This window comes from Comamonas odontotermitis (assembly GCF_014207855.1).
Taxonomy (GTDB): Bacteria; Pseudomonadota; Gammaproteobacteria; order Burkholderiales; family Burkholderiaceae_C; genus Comamonas; species Comamonas odontotermitis_A.
The window spans coordinates 39,297-60,472 of the sequence record NZ_JACHKZ010000018.1; the positions used below are offsets into that span (position 1 = coordinate 39,297).

Sequence of the window (21,176 nt, forward strand, 5' to 3'; positions counted from 1 at the left end):
CCTTTCTGGGTTTTTCGCCCTGTCTATGGATAATGCGATGAAAATATAACAACTGAATAGACATGAAGCCATTGGCACACATTCTTATCGTTTTAGCAGGATGGGCGACGTCGCCTGTGCAAGCGCAGGAGGTCTACCGATGCGGAAACACCTATTCACATGAGCCATGCAAAGGAGCGAAGGTCGTAGACACGGCACCAGCAATTACTGACCCCCAAGGCCCTAAAACCAAGTTAATTTACCTGTGCAAGCGACCAGACAAGAGCGAGTTATGGTGGATTCACGAAGAGTGTTCACGCCGCAGCTGGACAGTGGTCGATAGCGTGCGTGTGCCAGCTGATATTTCATGGGACGAACAGGTGGAAGTAGCGAGGCAAAAGAGGTCTGAAAATAGCTACCGCCCAACCGTCAGGCCCAGCTACAACAGCGCAGCAAGCAGCAGTAACAGTTCGGAATGTGACGCACTCACTAGACGGGTGAACGAACTCGACAGCATGGCAAGAGCCGGAGGAACAGCCCAACGGATGGAGTAGATTCGGCAAGAAAGGCAAAGCACGAGGGACAGGCAGTTTCAAATAGGATGCTAGCCCTTGAGACTTAGGTTCACGCGATGGCAGCAACCAGGATTTGGAATGGGCAACCACATGTCGGATGACAAGTTGCTGTGTCGCCCTCGGCTATCCTCCGAATCACCGCTCCAGGGCTGCGGCCAAACGAGCGTCGATGCGGGAAGCCCCAATTAATGATGTAATTTGCGTATGCAATCTCGCTTTCAACACATTGCCCTGATTGGCAAATACCATGCGCCGCCTTCTGCGGAGGTGCGCCAGCAGTCCATTGTCGCCTTCAGCCAGATTGCCAGCTATGTCGAGGCCCGGGGCGGCACCGCCTATCTGGAGCAGGAAACTGCCAACTTCACCGGCATGGACCATTACCCCACGCTCAGCCTCGATGAAGTGGGCAAGCGCTGCGATCTCGCCATTGTGTTGGGCGGCGACGGCACGATGCTGGGTGTGGGACGAGAGCTGGCCAAGTACAACACGCCGCTGGTGGGCATCAACCAGGGGCGGCTGGGCTTTGTGACAGATATTCCACTGCAGACTTTTCTGGCGCCCTTATCTGCCATTCTGGCGGGCGAGTACGAAGAAGAGATTCGCTCGATGATCCATGCGCTGGTGATCCGCGATGGCGAGTGTGTGTTCCAGGCCCTGGCGTTCAATGACGTGGTCGTCAACCGTGGCGGCACATCGGGCATGGTGGAGCTGCGGGTAGAGGTGGATGGCCAACTGGTGGCCAACCAGCGCGCCGACGGCCTGATCATTGCTACTCCCACCGGCTCCACCGCCTATGCGTTGTCGGTGGGTGGGCCGATTGTTCACCCGGCACTGGCGTGCTGGGTCATGGCGCCGATTGCGCCGCATACGCTCTCCAACCGTCCGATCGTGGTGCCCGATACGCAGGAGATTTCGATCGAGGTGATTGGTGGGCGCGACATAGCGGCCAATTTCGATATGCAGTCGCTGGCCTCCATCCTGCGCGGCGACAAGATTCTGGTGCGCAGCGCGCCCCATAAAACACGGTTTCTGCACCCCCGCGGCTGGAACTACTACACCACTTTGCGCAAGAAACTGGGCTGGAACGAAGGGGGCATCACACCATGAGCCTCAAGCGCATTGCGCTGCGCGATTTTGTGATCGTCGAGCAGTTGGAGGTTGATTTTTCGCCCGGCTTCACTGCCTTGACCGGAGAGACCGGCGCTGGCAAATCGATTCTGATCGACGCATTGCAACTGGTACTGGGCAGCCGCGCCGATACCGGCTTTGTGCGCCAGGGGGCTGCCAAATCAGAATTGATAGCAGAGTTCGATACACCACCTGCGCTGAAGCCATATTTGACTGAGAACGAGCTGCAACCCGATGAATCAGTGCTGCTGCGCCGTGTGATCGACGCCCAGGGCAAAAGCAAGTTCTGGATCAATGGCGTAGCGGCGACCGCAACCCAGCTGCGCAGCATTGCACCAGCCTTGGTAGATATACATGGCCAGCACGCCTGGCAAAGCTTGATGCAGTCAGAGCCCGTGCGACGCCTGCTGGATGCCTATGCCAACGCCGATTGCAGCAGCGTTCAGGAGGCGTATCTTTCCTGGCGCGCCGCAGACAAGACGCTGCAACAGGCCCGCAGCATGGAAGCCACACACCAGCGCGAACGCGAGCGGTTGCTGTGGCAGATATCAGAAGTGGACAAACTCGCCCCTACCGAGCACGAATGGGAAGAACTCAACGCCCAGCACACGCGGCTGTCCCACGCACAGACACTGATGGATGCGGCCACCCATGCCCTTGCCGCCCTGGAAGATGAAGACAGCGGCGCCAGCGTGCAAGCCAATCGCGCCCTGCACACCTTGCAGGCGCAGGCCCATGTCGAGCCGCAATTTGCTGCGATGGCTGAAACGCTGGAAGGCTGCGTTGCGCAGCTGGAAGACCTGGCGCGCTCGCTGGGCGGCTATTTGCGGCATGCAGAGCTAGACCCTGACAAACTCGAACAACTGGACGAGCGCCTGGGCAGCTGGCTCAGCCTGGCCAGGCGTTACAAGCGCCCTCCGGAAGATCTGCCCGCGCTGCTGCAAGGCTGGAAAAACGAATTAAAGGCGCTGGATGCGTCTGCAGACATCCATGCGCTGGAGAATGCCGCCGCAGCGGGTTGGAAAGCCTACGAAAAGGCTGCCCAGGCGCTCAGCAAGATACGCGCGCGTGCTGCAGAGCGCCTGTCGCAAGCCATTACCAGTGCCATGCAAGAGCTGGGCATGGCTGGCGGCCGCTTTGTCGCCACCATTCACCCTGCCAAGGAGCCCCGCGCCGATGGCATGGACGATGTGGAGCTGTTGGTGGCCGGGCACCCTGGCACCGAGCCCAAGCCCATTGCCAAGGTCGCCTCGGGCGGTGAGCTGTCTCGCATCTCGCTGGCCATTGCCATCTCCACCAGCCAGCTCGGCCAGGCTCCCACCTTGATTTTTGACGAAATCGACTCCGGCATTGGCGGTGCCGTTGCCGACGCGGTGGGCCGCGTCATGCATGCGCTGGGGCAGGATCGCCAGGTGCTGGCAGTCACCCATCTGGCGCAGGTTGCTGCACGCGGCGACACCCATCTGGTGGTCACCAAGCAGCGCAGCAAATCCGGCACCAGCAGCCATATCAGCGCAGTGACAGAGAATGGCCGGGTTGATGAGATTGCGCGCATGCTGGGCGGGGAACATATCTCTTCCACCAGCAGGGCTCACGCACGAGAAATGATTGCAGGAGGTGTACATGACCAATAGTGCAGACCGGCGACCGCCGCTGCAGGTAGTGGTGCTTACAGGCATGGCCGGCTCGGGAAAGTCGGTCGCGCTGCATGCGCTGGAAGACATTGGCTATTACTGTGTGGACAACCTGCCGCCAGAGCTGCTGCCCTCGCTGGTGTCGCTGGAGCATTGGCAGCATGGCAACCGCGTTGCCATTGCCATTGATGCACGCAGCGCCAAAGCCTTGTACCTGGTGCCTGAGCAGCTCGACAAGCTGCGTGCCACAGGCGCCCAGGTGCAACTCATCTACATGGATGCGCTGCGGGACATCCTGATCCGGCGATTTTCCGAAACGCGCAGGCGCCACCCGCTGACCAATGAAACGCTGCAGGCCGGCCCGCGCGCATTGGTGCAGATGATTGACGAAGAACGCGCCTTGCTGGCCGATCTGCGCGAGCAGGCACATGTAATTGACACCAGCAACCTGCGTGTCTCGCAACTGCAAGCCTACATCAAGCAGTTCATGCAGGCGCCTACCTCCAGCCTGACCCTGGTTTTCCAGTCGTTCGGCTTCAAGAACGGCATCCCCATGGACAGCGACTACATGTTCGATGTACGCATGCTGCCCAACCCTTATTACGAGCCGGATCTGCGCAGCCACACGGGGCTGGAGGCGCCGGTTGCGCAGTTTCTGGCACAGCAGCCAGCGGTGCTCAAAATGCAGGAAGACATCATTCGCTTCCTGGACAACTGGCTACCCGAGATGGTGCTCAACCACCGCAGCTATGCCACCGTGTCCATCGGGTGCACCGGCGGCCAGCACCGCTCGGTCTACCTCGTCAACGCATTGGCGCAGCACTTCCAAAGCCGGTGGACGACACTGCAGCGCCACCGCGAACTGGACCAGAGAGCACATTGATGGCAGCGCAGCAGTGCGCCCCGTTTGGCGCACTGCATGCATACGTGCGAACACAAGCGTGCTTGCTACTGCCGGGCTCCAAAACGAAGCGCGCAAACAGCTCTCTTTTCAGAGAGCTGCGCCCACATCATTTCAAATCACCGCTCAGCCCTGCAGCAAATTGCGCACGGGCGCAGGCAAACCCAGCGCAGACAGCTGCTCGGGCCGGTACCACCCCCCGGCTGCCGCTGGTAGCGGTGGGTTTTCGGCGCGGATCCGCTCCGGGTGCAAATGCAAATCCTTGTGGGTGAGCACATGCAAAAACGGTGCGAGCGGCTCTGGCGCAGTACCGCCACACTCCTGGGCGGCTTGCCGCAACTGAGCCTCGGTTTCGTAAACCGGCAAGCAATACAAGCTGGCCCAGATGCCTTTGGGCGGGCGCTTTTCCAGCCAGATGGCGCCGTCGGCGCGTTCCGCCCACAGCAGCCACCAGCTGGCAGAGCTGCGCTTGAGCTTTTTTGTCTTGACCGGATAACGTTCGGGCGCTCCTTCGCGCCGCGCCGCACAGCTGCCGTGCACGGGGCACAGCAGGCAACTGGGCTTTTTGGGCGTACAAATGGCCGCACCCAGATCCATCATGCCCTGGGTGTAGCGCGGCATGGCGGTGGAGAGATCGGTGGTAGGCAACAAGTCTTCCGCCAGTGCCCAGAGCTTTTTCTCGGCAGCGCTGCTGGCCAGATCGTCCGAAAAACCCAGCGCCCGCGTCAGCACCCGTTTGACGTTCGCATCGAGAATGGCCGCGCGTGCAGCAAAGCAGAACGATGCAATCGCACTGGCAGTCGATCGCCCAATGCCGGGCAGAGAAGCGAGCTCCTCAACCGTGCGGGGGAAAGCACCGCCAAAACGCGACATGACCTCCTGTGCACAGCGATGCAGATTGCGGGCCCGGCTGTAGTAGCCCAAGCCGCTCCACAGCGCCATCACCTCTTCATCACTCCCTGCGGCCAGGTCTGCGACGGTTGGAAAATGCTGCAGGAATCGCTCGTAATAGCCCAGAACGGTGGTGACCTGCGTTTGCTGCAACATGATTTCGGACAGCCATACGCGGTACGGGTCGCGGGTGTTCTGCCAAGGCAGGTGGTGGCGTCCGTGGCTTTGCTGCCAGGCGACGATCTGTTGTGAAAATTGGCTCAAATCTAGACTCAAAAAGAAAGAACTGCGGGGGGTGCGTATCGGGGTGAGCCAAGGCTGCGCTCTATGCCAAAGCCTGGTCAAAAATGATCAATGACGGGCAATGGCCTGGTCTTGGACGGTCTTCAACACCTCCCGCTATTTTTGGCACTTGCGGCAATAGTATGTGCTGCGCTGGCCTTGCTTGATCGCAACCACGGGGGTTCCGCACTGTTTACAAGGCTCTCCTGCCCTTCCGTACACATTGGCCTGTGCCTGAAACGCGCCAGCATAGCCGTTGACCTGAACAAAATCCCGCAAGGTGCTGCCCCCCAGCTCAATGGCTTTCCCCAGCACCAGGGGAATGGCCGTGTGCAAGCGCTGCGCCTGGGGCTTGGTCACCTTGTTTGCAGGTTTGGAAGGCAGAATGCCCGCGAGAAACAGCACTTCACTCGCGTAGATATTGCCAACCCCGACCACCAGTTGCCCACCCAGCAGCAACTGCTTGATCGGCGTGCTGGAGCGTTTGAGTCCCTTAGCGAAGTAACGCAGGCTGAATCCCTCGTCAAATGGCTCCATGCCCAGATGGTTAAGCAGCTTGGCCGCCATCGCCGACTCCATATCCGGCGCCCATACCACCGCTCCAAAGCGCCTGGGGTCATGCAGCCGCAGAGTGCCACGGTCCGTCACCAGATCGAAATGATCGTGGGGCCCGGCAGGCGGCAAGGCTGGTGCGGTCTGCAGGCTGCCCGACATTCCCAGATGCAACAGCAAAACGCCCTGGTCCAACTGCAAAACAATGTATTTGCCGCGCCGCAGAACATGCTGCACCATGCGGCCGGCCAGCGCCGCTGGTTCAACCCCCAGCGGCCAACGCAAGGGCTTTCCAAGCGTGATGCGCTCAATGGTGGCACCCTGCAGGGGCTGGATCAACCCGCGTCTTGTCACTTCCACTTCTGGTAACTCAGGCACTGTTTTCCTTCTGCATGGCTCGTGGGCTATCGTTTATTATGGGCTGATGAAGCACGCTCTCCGATATTTGGCATATTTTCTGGCAACCGGTTTGACCGTGCCCGCACTGGCAAATGCAAGCCCCAGTGCGCAATCACACCCTTCCGTCAAAAAGCAGAGCCTTGCAGCTGCAGAACGCGCGGAAGACGCCCAGTCCCAACTGGATGCAGAGCTCTTCTATGAGCTTTTGCTCGGCGAAATGTACGCAAGCCAAGGCGACGCATCCACCAGTGTGGAGCTACTCCTGGACGCGGCGCGCCGCACCGGCGACGAAAAGGTTTACCAGCGCGCCGCGCAGATTGCGCTACTTTCACGTTCCGCCCAGAAGGCCAACATGGTTGCTCAGGCGTGGCGACAAGCCCACCCGCAATCGCGCCAGGCCAGCCGCTACTTGCTCCAGGTCATGTTGTCCACCAACCATGGTGAAGAAACGGGAGCGCTGCTGAAGCAGGAAATTGCCCTGGCCAAGCCCGATGAAAAGCTCGAATGGATTCGCGCCATTCCCAGCATCTACCGCCGTGTCAGCGATCAGGCGCAAGCTACGCGCATTGTGCGTGAAGCGCTCACGCCGGAATTGGAGAACCCGGCCACCGGGCCTGATTCCTGGGCCGCCATCGGCACCATGGAACTTGCAGCAGGAGCGCCTGCTGCGGCGCTGGAGGCCGCCCGCAAGGCCCTGTCATTGGACGCTGGCAACCAAGCAGCAGGCAGGCTGGCTGCAGCCCTGGTAGCAGCCAACGTGCCCGAGGCCGAGTCACTGGTGACCGATTTCCTCAGCAATGCCAAAAGCGCCGATGCACATCTGGCCTATGCCCGCAGCCTGATGAATGCAGACCGTCTGGAGGAAGCGCAAACCCAGTTGAACGAAGCAACGCGGATCGATCCCAGCTCTGCCGATGCATGGATCCTCAAGGCGGCGCTGCAGGCCCAGCTCAAGCAATACTCGGACGCCGATGTATCCCTTCTCAAGCTCGACACCTTGATCGACAAGTTTCCGTCCCAGGTTCTGCAGCGGGAAGTACGCATCCAAAGCCTGATGCTGCGCGAACAGATGGCCGAAGCCCAGAAGAAATGGGAAGAAGCCGAGCACTGGGCCGATGAAATCGCCAAAACCGGCAACCAGCCCCTGGCAACACTGCGCAAGGCTTCCATCCGCATGCAGCAAGGCCAGTTTGACGCGGCAGCCGCCTTGCTGAACGATTTGCCGGAAACCAGCCCCGGAGAAACTCGCACCAAGCTGTCTGCACAGGTTCAGCTGTACAAAACCGCGAAGAATTACGCCCAGGCGCTCGAAGTGCAATCCAAGCTGCTGGAAATGCTGCCCAACGATCCGGATCTGCTTTACGAGCAGGCGATGCTCGCCGAGCGCGCAAACAAGATCGAGGAGGCAGAGACGCTGCTGCGCAAGCTCATCGCGCTCAAGCCCGATCACCACCATGCATACAACGCGCTGGGTTACCTGCTGGCAGACCGCGGGCTCAAACTTGGCGAAGCCAAATCCCTGATCGAAAAAGCGCTCAGCTTGGTGCCTGGTGACCCCTTCATCACCGACAGCCTGGGCTGGGTGGAATACAAACAAGGCAACCTGGAGCAAGCTGCGCAATTGCTGGAAAAAGCCTACACCAAGCAGCCCGATCCGGAAATCGGAGCTCACCTGGCCGAAGTCTGGTGGAAACAAGGCAAGACCAAGCCCGCAGAAGAGCTGTTGCGTGCAGCCAGGAAAGACGCACCGGACAACGAAACCGTGCTCAAGACTTTCCAACTGCTGGGCATTCAGCCATGACGCCTGTGACGGGTCTGCGTACGCCCCTCACCAGAAGGCGCCTTTGCACGATGTTTGCAGCAGGGACTGCACTGGCCCTGCTGGAAGGTTGTGCAACGCCCCAGCGGCAATTGACACCCCCGGCCGGCGCAGGCTACTGGAGTGGGCGCATGTCCGTCCAGGTGCAGAGCGCGCCGCCACAGTCGACCAGCGGCAGCTTTGAACTCTCTGGCAACCCGCAACAGGGCGAGTTGGTATTGCTCAATCCATTGGGAAATATCGTAGCCCGCGTCCATTGGTCTGCGGAACAAGCCAGTGTCACCCAAGGCAATACCGTCCGCGAGAAAGCCTCGCTTGATGAACTGACCGAGGAGCTCCTGGGTACCAGCCTGCCCATTGCGGCACTGTTCGACTGGCTGCAGGGCCGCAACACGCTTACGCAGGGCTGGCAAGCAGATCTGGATGCCTTCAACGATGGGAAAATCACTGCCCAACGCACCTCGCCGCTCCCTGAAGCCAGCTTGCGCATCGTGCTTGAGCGCCCTTAGCCTTTTGTTGAATTGATCCGCACCATGCGTACGCTGTACGACGTTCCAGCCCCTGCCAAACTCAACCTCTTTCTGCACATCACGGGGCGCCGGGCCGATGGCTATCACCTGCTGCAGTCCGTCTTCATGCTGATCGACTGGGCCGATGAACTGCATTTTGAAATCAGCCCCTCCGGAGCCGTCACCCGAGAAGACCTTGGCACACCCCTGCCCGCAGACGACCTGATCACCCGGGCAGCGCGGGCGCTACAGCAAGCCACAGGCTGCATGCAGGGCGTTCACATCGGTGTTCGCAAGAACCTGCCAGCGCAGGCTGGCATGGGGGGCGGCTCGTCCGACGCTGCCAGCACCCTGCTGGCACTCAATCAGCTGTGGAATCTGCAGCTGAGCCGCGATGAGCTGCAACGCATCGGACTGAGCCTTGGCGCAGATGTTCCGTTTTTTATTTTCGGAAAGTCGGCTTGGGTGGAAGGAATCGGTGACATAATACGGCCACTCGAAAACGAGCAGCAGCTAGCAGACACCGCGCTGATAGTTGTGAAGCCGCAAGAAGGCTTGGATACGAAATTAATTTTTTCAAATCCCAACCTGAAACGCGATTCAAAAGCTGCTACAATTTCGGACTTCGCTGCAAAGCACTTTGACTTCGGTCAAAACGACTTGCAGCCGGTCGCAGAAAGCCTGTGCCCTTCGATAAAAAAAGTCAGTGACTTTCTTAAATCGCAAGGATTGCATGCTAGAATGACGGGCTCAGGCAGTGCAGTGTTTGCAGTGAAAAAGCAAGCTATTAGCTGCCAAAGCAGTTTTTCACAAGACTGGACAGTGAAAGATTGCAAAAGTCTTATTGAGCATCCATTGATTGGATGGGCAAAAGATTAAAAGTTTTTAGGAATCAGTGTTGCTTAGCATTGGTTCTTGTAGGGGAGTCGCCAAGCTGGTTAAGGCACCGGATTTTGATTCCGGCATGCGAAGGTTCGAATCCTTCTTCCCCTGCCAATTTCTTACCGCGCAAAAGCAGCGCTCACAGCTAACCCATACCCACTGGGACGCTATGCAAAACCATCATCCAGACTTCATGGTTTTCAGTGGTAATGCCAACACAGGCCTTGCCACCGAAATTGCACAACACCTCCACACCTCTCTGGGCGCAGCCGATGTAGGCCGCTTCTCCGACGGAGAAGTCACGGTGGAAATCAAGCAAAACGTCCGTGCCCGCGACGTTTTTATCATTCAGCCCACCTGTGCTCCCACCAATGACCACCTGATGGAATTGCTGGTGATGGTGGACGCATTGAAGCGTGCATCGGCTGAACGCATCTGCGCCGTGATTCCCTATTTTGGCTATGCCCGCCAGGATCGCCGCGTGCGCTCCACCCGCGTGCCCATCACCGCCAAGGTGGTTGCCAACATGCTGCAGGCCGCTGGCGTGAGTCGCGTGCTGACCATGGACCTGCATGCAGACCAGATCCAGGGCTTCTTCGATATACCGGTGGACAACATCTACGCTTCGCCGGTGCTGCTGGGCGATCTGCGTCAGAAGAACTATGAAGACTTGATCGTCGTGTCGCCGGATGTTGGCGGTGTGGTGCGCGCCCGCGCCCTTGCCAAGCAACTGCAATGCGATCTGGCCATCATCGACAAGCGCCGCCCCAAAGCGAATGTGTCTGAAGTGATGCATGTCATCGGCGATATCGATGGCCGCAACTGCGTCATCATGGACGACATGATCGACACCGCAGGCACCTTGGTCAAGGCTGCCGAAGTGCTGAAGGAGCGTGGCGCCAAGAAGGTTTACGCCTACTGCACCCACCCCATCTTCTCGGGCCCCGCCATCGAACGCATCGGCAATGGCGCAGCTCTGGACGAAGTTGTGGTTACCAACACCATTCCCCTGTCAGCGAACGCCCGCGCTTGCGGCAAGATTCGCCAACTGACCGTGGCCCCGCTGTTTGCAGAAACCATTCACCGCATCGCCACGGGTGAATCGGTGATGAGTCTGTTCCAGGACGCCTGATTGGTTTTGCGGGCATTGCCCAAAAAATCATCATCTGCTAAAATCGATTGTTTTCGCTGGCCGCTGCAAATGCAGCGGCCTTTTTAACCGGGTAGGCTGGTCGCGGCCTGTCCCCATTGGAGTATTGAAATGAACGTTGTCGCTTTTGCGCGCGCTAAGCAAGGTACGGGTGCGAGCCGCCGCCTGCGTAATTCTGGCCGTACGCCTGGCATCATCTACGGTGGTGCAGCCGAGCCTCAATTGGTTGAAGTGGACCACAACACCCTGTGGTACGCCCTGAAGAAGGAAGCTTTCCACGCATCCGTGCTGGAAATGGATCTGGACGGTGCCAAGAGCCAAGTGCTGCTGCGCAATGTGCAGTACCACCCCTTCAAGCAACTGGTTCTGCACGTTGACTTCCAACGCGTGGACGCCAACACCGTGCTGACCATGAAGGTGCCTGTGCACTACTCTGGCGCTGAAGAGTCGCCTGCAGTGAAGATCGACAAGTGCATGGTTACGCCAGTCGTGACTGAAATCGAAGTCCGCTGCATGCCCAAGGACCTGCCTGAATTCATCAGCGTGGATCTGAGCAAGCTGGAAAAGGGCGCTACCCTGCACCTGAACGATGTGGTGCTGCCAAAGGGCGTGACGCTGGTTTCCCACAGCAATGCTGCTGTGATCTCCGTGGCTGCACCTGCTGGTGGCGCCGCTGACGAAGAAGCCCCTGCTGCCGAGTAAGCGCAAGTATGTGCAGCGCGTCAGCGCTGCAGCAATACCCAAAGGCTGCATTGTGACCAATGCAGCCTTTTTTCATCTCCATGCTGCATCGAGACGAAAGCGCTTCCCACGAAGCCCTTCACCCGCACACTACAGCGTTTGCGGAATGCCCCTTCACTGCACCGATAATCCTCGCCCATGATCAAGTTGTTTGTTGGCCTCGGCAACCCCGGACCGGAATACGAAGGCACACGCCACAATGCAGGTTTCTGGTGGATCGATGCGCTCGCCAGCCATTTGCGCGTGCAACTCGTCCCCGACCGCAACTATTTCGGCCTGGTCGCCCGCACAACGGTGCAAGGCGAATCCATCTGGTTGCTCGAACCGCAGACGTTCATGAACCTCTCTGGCAAGTCGGTAGGCACCCTGGCACGCTTTTTCAAGATCAAGCCAGAAGAGGTTCTCGTGGTGCATGACGAATTGGATCTGCCCCCTGGCCAGGTCAAGCTCAAGAAGGGTGGCGGCCATGGTGGCCACAATGGCTTGCGCGATATCCATGCGCAACTGGGCTCACCCGATTACTGGCGCTTGCGCATCGGCATTGGTCACCCCGGCAACAAGGAAGAAGTGCCCCACTGGGTGCTGCGCAAGCCGGCGCCGGATCAGCGCACTCTGATTGAAGACAGCATCATCCACTCCATGCAGGCCGCCCCGGAGCTCCTGTCTGGCGATATGGAAAAGGCCACCCTCAAGATCCACACCACCAAACCGGCACGCCCCAAGCCTCCGCGGCCCGCAGGCACATGATCTGAATACGCCCCCAACACCGAAAAAGCGCCCTGGAGGCGCTTTCTTCGTTTTGAGTGCAGGGCGAAGCAACAGGCTACAAGCCCTTCTCCGCCTGCAGACGCAGGTACTTTTGCATCAGCGTTTCCCGGTTTTCCACAAATTCGGGGTTGACCGGAATACACGCGACCGGGCAAATCTGCACGCATTGCGGCTCATCAAAATGGCCTACGCACTCGGTGCATTTGTGCGGATCGATCTCGTAATACGCCTCGCCCAGGTAGATGGCATCGTTGGGGCATTCTGGCTCGCACACATCGCAGTTGATGCACTCATCGGTAATCATCAAAGCCATGGTTGCACCTCCATGTCGAAATGGAGCAAAAAGTGTGACATGAGCGACATTATCCCGCCTTCGCCTTCGCCATACTCGCGTCTTTGCGAGTAAGCATGCATGGTGTGCCGGAATTTTTCGCGTTATGCTGGCAGCGCTTGCCAAGACAAGAGTCTTCGCTATTGTTTTTGAGAACACTTAACCACGACAGCCGACCATGGGTCTTTTTTTCCTCAAGCGCACCCTCACGCTGCTGCTCACACTGCTGGGTACGTCCATCGTCGTGTTTCTGGTGCTTGAAATACTGCCTGGCAACGCTGCCCAAATGCTGATGGGGCCTGATGCCGCGCCCGAAGCCGTGGTAGAACTCGCCGAACAGCTGGGGCTCAACCAGCCCGCCTGGGAACGCTACTGGCACTGGATCAGCGGCCTGGTGCAATTGGATCTGGGCAACAGCTACAGCTACGGCACGCCGGTGCTGGAGCTGATTTCCGAGCGCCTTGCCCTCACCGTTCCGCTGGCGGTGATGGCCATGGTCATCACCACCGCCGTAGCCCTGGTTGCCGGTATCTATGCTGCCAGCCACCATAACAAGATTGGCGATGTCAGCGTCATGGGCCTGGCACAGCTGGGTATCGCCATTCCCAATTTCTGGTTTGCCATTTTGCTGATCCTGCTGTTTTCGGTGCAGCTCAAGTGGTTTTCGGCAGGCGGTTTTCCGGGCTGGACGGAGGCATCGGGCGGCTCGTTCTGGGGCGCCATCAAGGCACTGATGCTGCCCGCCGTTTCCCTGGCCGTGGTGCAGGCCGCCATTCTGGCCCGTATCACGCGGTCTGCCGTGCTGGAGGTGCTGCGCGAGGATTTCGTGCGCACCGCACGCGCCAAAGGCCTGTCCCAGCGTGCAGCGCTCTACAAGCATGTGCTGCGCAACGCGCTGATTCCTGTGGTGACCGTCATGGGGCTGCAGTTTGCCAACCTGTTGGCAGGCACCATCGTGGTGGAAAACGTGTTCTATCTGCCAGGCATGGGTCGGTTGATTTTTCAGTCGATTGCCAACCGCGACCTGATGGTGGTGCGCAATTGCGTCATGCTGCTGGCCGCCATGGTGGTGGTGGTCAATTTTCTGGTCGATCTGCTCTACGCGATGATCGACCCCCGCATCAAGGCCAGTGATATCTAAGCTATGAGCCAGCCCCCTTCCCCCCTGGCAGCGCCACTGCCACTGCCTACTACGGCTCCCCCGGCGTACACAGCACCCGCAGCGCCCGGTTTCTGGCGCCGAGCACGGCGCAACCCCAGCTTTGTCATCGGCATAGTCCTCACGCTCGTGCTTCTGGTGGCTGCGGCCATTTCGTACCTGTGGACGCCATGGTCTCCCTACGATATCAACATGGAAGCCAAGCTCCAGGGCCCAACGCTTGCGCACTGGCTGGGCACGGATGCCTATGGCCGTGACGTGGCTTCGCAATTGCTGGTGGGTGCGCGCAATTCGATTCTGGTGGGGCTGGTGGCTGTCGGCATTGGCCTGACCATCGGCACCGCCCTGGGGCTGCTGGCGGCTGCCAAGCGCGGGTGGGTAGAAGAGGCCATCATGCGGCTGTCCGACTTCACTTTTGCATTTCCGGCCATTCTCTCGGCCATCATGATGACGGCCGTGTTCGGGGCGGGCATTGTCAACTCCATCATTGCCATTGGCATCTTCAACATTCCAACCTTTGCACGCATCACGCGTGCTTCGGCCAACGCCATCTGGTCACGAGAGTACATTCTGGCGGCTCGCTCCTGTGGCAAGAACAGCTGGAGCATCACCTGGCAGCATGTGTTGCCCAATATCCTGTCGGTGCTGATCGTGCAGGCCACCATCCAGTTCGCGCTGGCGATTCTGGCCGAGGCCGCGCTGTCCTATCTGGGCCTTGGCACACAGCCGCCGCAGCCATCGTGGGGCCGTATGTTGAGCGAAGCGCAGACCTTGATGTTCCAGGCGCCTCTGCTCGCCGTGTTTCCTGGCGTGGCAATCGCGCTGTCGGTGCTGGGCCTCAATCTGCTCGGCGACGGCCTGCGCGATCTGCTCGATCCCCGTCTTGCCCGCAAACGCTAAGGATTGGCCATGGCTTTGATAGATGTATCCAACCTCAGCATCCAGCTGCAAACGCACCGCGGCCCGGCTCGGGCCGTGCGCGACATCAGTTTCCAGATTGAGCGTGGACAGGCGCTGGGGCTGATTGGCGAATCGGGCTGCGGAAAATCCATCACCGCCATGGCGCTGATGGGATTGCTGCCCGAATCTGCGCAGGTGAGCGGAAGCGCTCTGTTTGACGGCCACAGCCTGATTTGCCAGCCCGACCGCTGGTGGCGCACCGTACGCGGCAACCGCATCGGCATGATCTTTCAGGAGCCGATGACGGCATTGAACCCTGTGCAGACCATTGGCCACCAGATCAGCGAGCCCCTGCGCCTGCACAAGGGCATGAGCGCCCGCCAGGCCCGCAACGATGCCATTGCCATGCTCGATCGCGTCGGTATTGCCCAGCCAGCGCAGCGTTACGATGCCTACCCCCACCAGTTCTCCGGCGGCCAACGCCAGCGCATCACCATCGCCATGGCGCTGGCCTGCGGGCCCGATCTGCTGATTGCCGATGAGCCCACCACGGCGCTGGATGTGACCATCCAGCAGCAGATCCTCGATCTCATCAACAGCCTGGTGGCCGAGCGCAACATGGCACTGCTGCTGATATCGCACGACCTGGGGGTGATCTCGCAGAACGTCGACAAGATGGTGGTGATGTACGGCGGCACCGTGGTCGAATCGGGCAGCACCGAGGCGGTGTTCGAGCACATGGCCCACCCCTATACCCGCGGCCTGCTGGCGGCGCGCCCCAGCATGCAGCCCCGCGTTGGTGGCAAACCGCAGCGCCTGCAGACCATCGCCGGCACCGTGCCGGAGCTGGTAGACCTGCCCGCCGGTTGCACCTTTGCCGGGCGCTGCAGCTTCACCCAGCCCGCCTGCGCCGTGCAGGTGCCGCCTTGTATCGATCTGGGAGCAGCAGTGCCAGCGGAGCCCGGCCACGCACACCAGGTACATTGCCTGCGCCCCGAAGCCTATGCAGCAGCCACCACAGATGCAGGAGCCACCATATGAGCCATACCCCTTTGCTGGAGGTTCGTGACCTGGTGCGCACCTACACGCTGCCCCGCGAAAAACTCTTTGCCGCGCCGCCCACGGTAGAGGCGCTCAAGGGCGTGGGCTTTTGCCTTCAGGCGGGCAAGAGCCTGGGCGTGGTCGGTGAGTCGGGTTCGGGCAAATCGACCCTGGCGCGCCTAGTGATGGCACTTGATGCGCCGACATCCGGCCAGGTTCTGCTGCAGGGCCAGGATCTGCACCGCATGCCAGCGAACGACCTGCGCCGCGCGCGCAAGGATTTCCAGATGGTGTTTCAGGACCCTTATGGCTCGCTGGACCCGCGCCAGACGGTGGAGCGCATCGTCAGCGAGCCATTGCAGGCACAAGGCGACAGCAGCCGCGCCGAGCAGCGCGCCCGCACCATCGAGGTGTTGCAGCAGGTGGGACTGCGCCCGCAGGATGTGGACAAATACCCGCATGAATTCTCTGGCGGCCAGCGCCAGCGCATTGCCATTGCACGCGCGCTCATCACCAAACCCCAGCTGATCGTGGCCGATGAACCGGTCAGCGCACTCGATGTGTCGGTGCAGGCCCAGGTGCTCAACCTGATGCAGGACCTGCAGACCGAGTTCGGCATCACCTACATGCTGATCAGCCACGATCTGGCCGTCATCAACCATCTGTGTGACGAAGTGGTCGTGCTCTACAAGGGCGAAATCGTGGAACGCGGCACGCCCGCGCAACTGTTCCAGCATGCGCAGCACCCCTACACGCAAAAACTGGTGGGCGCGGTGCCGCAGGTACGGCCCCGGCGCCGCCATCCACAGGCCACACAGACCGCGCAGGCACAGGCCATGCCAAGTCCTGTATAACCTGGGTCTCAAGGTTCTGTTTTGCGAAAGCGCGGCGCGCCTCCTGGGGGCAGCACACAAAAATCATAGCTGCCAGCGCACAGTGCTCTTGGCTTTAGGCCATAAAGTGTTTGACGCAGAAACAGCTGTGCGCGCTACCCCGCTCTTATTTTCAGAGCAGAACCGAAGACCATGAATCCGTCATCCGCCATAAAACTGTTCCAAGGAGTCCCTGGATGCTGAACCGTAGAAATCTGCTTGCCGCAGGCGCACTGGCCCCGCTGCCGCTGTGGCTGCCTGCCACCGCCCAAGCGCAGAACAAGAAAGACACCGTTGTGCTCGGCATGACGCTGGAGCCGCCAGGGCTCGATCCCACGGCCGGTGCTGCCTCTGCCATTGCCGAGATCACCCACTACAACATCTACGAGACGCTCACCAAGGTCAACCCCGATGGCAGCGTATCGCCCCTGCTGGCCGAAAGCTGGGAAGTCTCGCCCGATCTGAAGACCTACACCTTCAAGCTGCGCAAGGGCGTCACCTTCCACAACGGCGAGGCCTTCAACGCCCAAGCGGTCAAGTTCTCTTTCGACCGCGCTGCTGGCGAGAAAAGTACCAACAAGGACAAGCGCACCTTTGCCAATCTGACGGCACAGGTGGTGGATGATCACACCGTCGTGATCCTCAACAAGGAAATCGACCCTGACCTGCTCTTTGTACTGGGCCAGGCCACCTCCATCATCGTCGAGCCCAAGAGCACCGACACCAACGCCACCAAGCCGGTGGGCACCGGCCCCTACAAGCTGGGCAACTGGAGCAAGGGCGCATCGATCACCCTGGAGGCCTGGCCCCAGTACCGCAATGCCAGCACCATTCGCATTCGCCGCGCCACCTTCCGCTTCATCTCGGATGCGGCGGCGCAAGTGGCTGCGCTGCTGGCAGGCGATGTCGATGTATTCCCGCGTGCAACGCCCCGGGGCATCGACCAGTTCAAATCCAACCCGCGCTACCAGGTGGTGACCAGCGGATCGCGCGCCAAGACCATTGTCGCCATCAACGAGCGCCGCAAGCCGCTCGATGACGTGCGCGTGCGCCGCGCGCTGTCGGCCGCCATTGACCGCAAGGCTGTGATCGCGGGCGCCGCCGAAGGCCTGGGCGTGCCCATTGGCAGCCACTACGTGCCCGGCGCGTTCGGCTACGTTGACACCACTGGCATCAACCCCTACGACGTGGAAAAGGCCAAGAAGCTGCTGGCCGAAGCCGGTGTCAAGACGCCGCTGCAGCTGACCATGACGCTGCCGCCCACACCGTACGCGCGCCAGGGCGGCGAGATCGTCGCAGCCCAGCTGTCCAAGATTGGCATCGATGTGAAGCTGCAGAACGTGGAATGGGCGCAGTGGCTCTCGGGCACGTATACCAACAAGAACTACGACCTGTCGATCATCTCGCACGTCGAGCCATTTGACCTGGAAAACTACACTCGCACGGATTACTACTGGGGTTACAAGTCGGAAAAATTCAACAAGCTGTTCGAGCAGATCAAGCTGGAAGCGCGCCCTGCCGACCGCGCCCGCCTGCTGGGCGATGCGCAGCGCCTGCTGGCCGAAGATGCCGCCAACGTCTACCTGTACCAGCCGCAGTGGGTCACGGTTGCCGCCAAGAACGTACGCGGCCTGTGGAAAGACATGCCGATCTTCGTCAACGACCTGTCATCCATGTACTGGGCATAAACGGCGCGGCTTGCTACGCTTGCTACTCGCCTCACGCCAAGCCCATCACAGCAACGTGCCGTGATGGGCTTTTTCATTGAACCTCAACCGATTTCACTCATCGTCTCCATGACCGCGCTGCACGATCTGCCTGCTACCGAGCTCCTGGCCGCCTACCAAAGACACGAGCTGTCCCCTGTCGATGTCATGCAATCCGTCATCGACCATGTATCGCAGTGGGAGCCGCGGCTGTGCGCCACCTACCTGTACCGCCCCGAGAAAGCACTGGCGCAGGCGCGCGAAAGCGAAGCGCGCTGGCGCCAAAATACACCAGCCGGCCTGCTCGACGGCATACCTGTCACCATCAAGGAGAACATTGCCACGCAGGGCGACCCGCTGCCTGCAGGAACAGCCGCCGTCAAACTGGTGCCAGCCGCTGCCGATGCCCCGCCCGCAGCCCGCATGCGGGAAGCGGGCGCCATCATGTTCTCCAAGACCACCATGCCCGACTACGGCATGCTGTCGTCAGGTCTTTCCAGTTTTCACCACCTCTCGCGCAACCCCTGGGATCTGAGCAAGGGCCCGGGTGGCTCCAGCGCTGGCGGCGGCGCAGCCGCCGCAGCCGGCTACGGCCCGCTGCATATCGGCACCGACATCGGCGGCTCGTTGCGGCTGCCGGCCAGTTGGTGCGGCATCTACAGCCTCAAGCCCAGCCTGGGCCGCGTTCCGATCGACCCGCCCTACACCGGCCGCGCTGCCGGCCCGATGACACGCACTGTGGCCGATTCGGCGCTGATGATGCAGGTGCTCTCTGCCCCCGACGTGCGCGACACCATGAGCCTGCCCGCGCAAGACATTGCCTGGGGCATGGTGGCAACCACCACGCCCGACTTCATCCGAGGCAAGCGTATCGGCCTGCTGATGGATGCAGGCTGCGGATTGCCGCTGGAGCCCGAAGTCAGGGCTGCCGTCGAACGCGCCGCCGATCTGCTGCAGCAAGCCGGTGCCCTGGTCACCCCCATGCAGCCTTTCATGACGCAGGCAATGCTCGACGGCATGGACCATTTCTGGCGCATGCGCTCGTTTACCGATATGCAGGCGCTCAGCAGCGAACAGCGCGACAAGGTGCTGCCATATATTCGCGCATGGGCCGACAGTGCCCAGGGCATGAGTGGCACCGAAGTCTTCCACGCCAGCCAGCAGTTCCATCTGGTGCGCGTTGCCACCGTTCGCGCCACCAGCGCGTTCGACTACGTCATCTCTCCAGTCGCGCCCCATGTGGCGTTCAAGGCCGAATGGGCGGGGCCCACCAATGACCCGATGCGCCCGCTGGAGCACATCGGCTTTACCGTGCCGTATAACATGTCGGAGCAGCCTGCTGCCTCCGTCAACTGTGGCTACACCGCAGCGGGTTTGCCCATCGGCCTGCAGATCGCAGGTGCCCGGTTCGACGACCTGGGCGTTCTGCAACTCTCGCGTGCTTTCGAGCAGATCCGCGATCCACAACACCCCTGGCCCCAGCCGCCAGCGGCATAAGAGAGGAATGCAGCATGGCCGCTCAGCACGATCTGTATGGCAACCCGGTCAGCAGCGATGCGGCTGCCTTGCCCTACCTGAACGACTTTGCCGAAGGCTTTGCTGCGTGCGATATGCGCGTGCTGCGCCTGCTGGAGATTGCCGGACAGGACGACAGCCCGCTGGTACAGATATGGAGCGCCGCGCTTCATCTGTTTGCAGAAGATGCCCAGGCTGCCGCCAACGCACGCCCCTTTTTGCAGCGCGCACGCGCAAGACAGACGCACGCCAATGCCCGCGAAAGGCTCTGGCTGACAGCGATCGAAGCCTGGGCTGATGGCAACACCCCCTCGGCGGCAGAGCAGCTCGAAGCATTGGTGCACCACCATCCCCGCGATCTGGCAGCCTTGAAGCTGGCGCACTACCATGCCTTCAATCTGGGCGATTCTCCCGCCATGCTGCGCATGGCGCTCACGGCCCGGCCGCACTGCGCCGATGTGCCCTACTTTCATGGCCTGCTGGCCTTTGCTTATGAGCAATGCCACCTGCTGCGCCAGGCAGAAGGCGCTGCGCGCCATGCGGTATACCTGCGCTTCAAGGAACCCTGGGCCCACCATGCGCTCGCCCATGTATTGCTGACCGAAGGCCGTGTGAACGAGGGCCTGGATTTCATGCAGAGTGCCAGCGCCAGCTGGAGCGGCCTCAACTCCTTCATGCAGACGCACAACTGGTGGCATCTGGCGCTGTTCCTGATGGAAGACGAACGCTACGACGAAGCCCTGCAGCTGCACGACAGCCAGGTCTGGGGCGTGGTGCCCGCCTACTCGCAAGACCAGATCGGCTCCATCTCGCTGCTTGCGCGGCTGGAGCTTGAAGGAGTCAACGTGGGCCGCCGCTGGCAGCAACTCACGCCATACCTGCTGCAGCGCCAGCACGACCATGTGCTGCCTTTTCTGGATCTGCAATACCTGTACGGCCTGGCGCGCGCCGAGCAGTGGGACGCGGCGCAACAGCTGCTCGCCAGCATGCAGCGCCACGCCGATGCACAGCAACACTCCCAGTTGCGCGCCATCTGGCAAGACGTCTGCCTGCCCGCAGCGCAAGGCGTGCTGGCCCATGCGCAGGGCCACTACCAGCAGGCTGCCCGGCAACTGGGGCCGCTGATTGCACGCCTGGTGGAAATCGGCGGCAGCCACGCCCAGCGCGACCTGTTCACCCAGCTGTACTGGAGCGCCTTGCGCCACACCGGCCAGTGGACGGCCTTGCAGAACCTCGTGCAACCCTGGAGTAACCAGCAGCCGCAATCCAAACGTCTGGCACGGCATATGCAACGCATCTACCAGGGACTGGGCCTTCCCCCTTCCCTGGCAGATTCAGAGAACTAAGAGCTGCTAACACAACCCAGCAAATCGTAGATTTGCGGTTGAGACGAGGAGTGAAGCCGCAGGCAGTACAAAAGTACGACAAGGCAAAGCAACGAC

General features: G+C 60.6%; 19 protein-coding genes and 1 tRNA gene. 17 read left to right on the forward strand and 3 right to left on the reverse strand.

All coding sequences use genetic code 11. The features are described 5' to 3' along the window. The first annotated feature begins 758 nt into the window (after positions 1-758). The 3 genes from HNP33_RS14050 to rapZ are packed head-to-tail and all read left to right on the forward strand — an operon-like array spanning position 759 to position 4,199. Entirely contained in the window at positions 759-1,661 is a 903-nt protein-coding gene (locus HNP33_RS14050; RefSeq protein ID WP_184709520.1) for an NAD kinase, read from the forward strand. Then, the gene (recN, locus tag HNP33_RS14055; RefSeq protein ID WP_184709518.1) at positions 1,658-3,316 is read left to right on the forward strand and encodes a DNA repair protein RecN; all 1,659 of its coding nucleotides are present in this window, start codon (positions 1,658-1,660) and stop codon (positions 3,314-3,316) included. The genes HNP33_RS14050 and recN overlap by 4 nt, the downstream gene beginning before the upstream one ends. Continuing rightward, complete coding sequence (rapZ, locus tag HNP33_RS14060) at positions 3,306-4,199, forward strand: RNase adapter RapZ (RefSeq protein WP_184709516.1); 894 nt, start codon at positions 3,306-3,308, stop codon at positions 4,197-4,199. The genes recN and rapZ overlap by 11 nt, the downstream gene beginning before the upstream one ends. A gap of 144 nt (positions 4,200-4,343) precedes the next feature. Here rapZ and mutY read toward each other — a convergent pair whose 3' ends face one another. After that, a complete protein-coding gene (gene mutY / locus HNP33_RS14065) occupies positions 4,344-5,372 on the reverse strand; it encodes an A/G-specific adenine glycosylase (RefSeq protein WP_233464528.1) in 1,029 nt (342 codons plus the stop codon). A gap of 135 nt (positions 5,373-5,507) precedes the next feature. Further along, complete coding sequence (gene mutM / locus HNP33_RS14070) at positions 5,508-6,320, reverse strand: bifunctional DNA-formamidopyrimidine glycosylase/DNA-(apurinic or apyrimidinic site) lyase (RefSeq protein ID WP_184709512.1); 813 nt, start codon at positions 6,318-6,320, stop codon at positions 5,508-5,510. A gap of 97 nt (positions 6,321-6,417) precedes the next feature. Between mutM and HNP33_RS14075 the strand changes: the two genes are divergently transcribed. The 7 genes from HNP33_RS14075 (at position 6,418) to pth (ending at position 12,189) form a co-directional block, all read left to right on the forward strand. Next, positions 6,418-8,142, forward strand: coding sequence for a tetratricopeptide repeat protein (locus tag HNP33_RS14075; RefSeq protein ID WP_184709510.1), 1,725 nt, complete (start codon positions 6,418-6,420; stop codon positions 8,140-8,142). A 50-nt stretch (positions 8,143-8,192) separates the two neighbouring features. Next, on the forward strand, positions 8,193-8,669 hold the full coding sequence (locus tag HNP33_RS14080; RefSeq protein ID WP_233464529.1) for an outer membrane lipoprotein LolB: 477 nt from the start codon (positions 8,193-8,195) through the stop codon (positions 8,667-8,669). Positions 8,670-8,693: 24 nt separating this feature from the next. Further along, a complete protein-coding gene (gene ispE, locus HNP33_RS14085) occupies positions 8,694-9,548 on the forward strand; it encodes a 4-(cytidine 5'-diphospho)-2-C-methyl-D-erythritol kinase (RefSeq protein ID WP_184709506.1) in 855 nt (284 codons plus the stop codon). A 40-nt stretch (positions 9,549-9,588) separates the two neighbouring features. Beyond that, positions 9,589-9,665: transfer RNA gene (locus HNP33_RS14090), tRNA-Gln, on the forward strand. A gap of 55 nt (positions 9,666-9,720) precedes the next feature. Next, complete coding sequence (locus HNP33_RS14095; RefSeq protein WP_184709504.1) at positions 9,721-10,683, forward strand: ribose-phosphate pyrophosphokinase; 963 nt, start codon at positions 9,721-9,723, stop codon at positions 10,681-10,683. A gap of 129 nt (positions 10,684-10,812) precedes the next feature. Continuing rightward, a complete protein-coding gene (locus HNP33_RS14100) occupies positions 10,813-11,403 on the forward strand; it encodes a 50S ribosomal protein L25/general stress protein Ctc (protein WP_184709502.1) in 591 nt (196 codons plus the stop codon). Positions 11,404-11,580: 177 nt separating this feature from the next. Further along, positions 11,581-12,189 (forward strand): aminoacyl-tRNA hydrolase, encoded by a 609-nt coding sequence (gene pth / locus HNP33_RS14105; RefSeq protein ID WP_184709500.1) that lies wholly within the window; start codon positions 11,581-11,583, stop codon positions 12,187-12,189. Between the two features lie 76 nt (positions 12,190-12,265). On the opposite strand, the gene HNP33_RS14110 is transcribed toward pth, so the two are convergent. Next, positions 12,266-12,523 carry a YfhL family 4Fe-4S dicluster ferredoxin gene (locus HNP33_RS14110; RefSeq protein ID WP_184709498.1) on the reverse strand — a complete coding sequence of 86 codons (258 nt, stop codon included), beginning with the start codon at positions 12,521-12,523 and terminating at the stop codon, positions 12,266-12,268. 196 nt (positions 12,524-12,719) lie between these two features. Between HNP33_RS14110 and HNP33_RS14115 the strand changes: the two genes are divergently transcribed. From HNP33_RS14115 to HNP33_RS14145, 7 genes are all read left to right on the forward strand, one after another. Continuing rightward, on the forward strand, positions 12,720-13,682 hold the full coding sequence (locus HNP33_RS14115; protein ID WP_184709496.1) for an ABC transporter permease: 963 nt from the start codon (positions 12,720-12,722) through the stop codon (positions 13,680-13,682). A gap of 3 nt (positions 13,683-13,685) precedes the next feature. Beyond that, entirely contained in the window at positions 13,686-14,600 is a 915-nt protein-coding gene (locus tag HNP33_RS14120; RefSeq protein ID WP_184709494.1) for an ABC transporter permease, read from the forward strand. Between the two features lie 9 nt (positions 14,601-14,609). Beyond that, entirely contained in the window at positions 14,610-15,641 is a 1,032-nt protein-coding gene (locus HNP33_RS14125; RefSeq protein WP_184709492.1) for an ABC transporter ATP-binding protein, read from the forward strand. Further along, complete coding sequence (locus HNP33_RS14130; protein WP_184709489.1) at positions 15,638-16,495, forward strand: ATP-binding cassette domain-containing protein; 858 nt, start codon at positions 15,638-15,640, stop codon at positions 16,493-16,495. The genes HNP33_RS14125 and HNP33_RS14130 overlap by 4 nt, the downstream gene beginning before the upstream one ends. A gap of 215 nt (positions 16,496-16,710) precedes the next feature. After that, positions 16,711-18,201: an ABC transporter substrate-binding protein gene (locus HNP33_RS14135; protein WP_184709487.1), complete on the forward strand. Its 1,491-nt coding sequence runs from the start codon at positions 16,711-16,713 to the stop codon at positions 18,199-18,201. Between the two features lie 108 nt (positions 18,202-18,309). After that, positions 18,310-19,716 carry an amidase gene (locus tag HNP33_RS14140; RefSeq protein ID WP_184709485.1) on the forward strand — a complete coding sequence of 469 codons (1,407 nt, stop codon included), beginning with the start codon at positions 18,310-18,312 and terminating at the stop codon, positions 19,714-19,716. A 14-nt stretch (positions 19,717-19,730) separates the two neighbouring features. Then, on the forward strand, positions 19,731-21,080 hold the full coding sequence (locus HNP33_RS14145; RefSeq protein WP_184709483.1) for a tetratricopeptide repeat protein: 1,350 nt from the start codon (positions 19,731-19,733) through the stop codon (positions 21,078-21,080). The last annotated feature ends 96 nt before the right edge of the window (positions 21,081-21,176 follow it).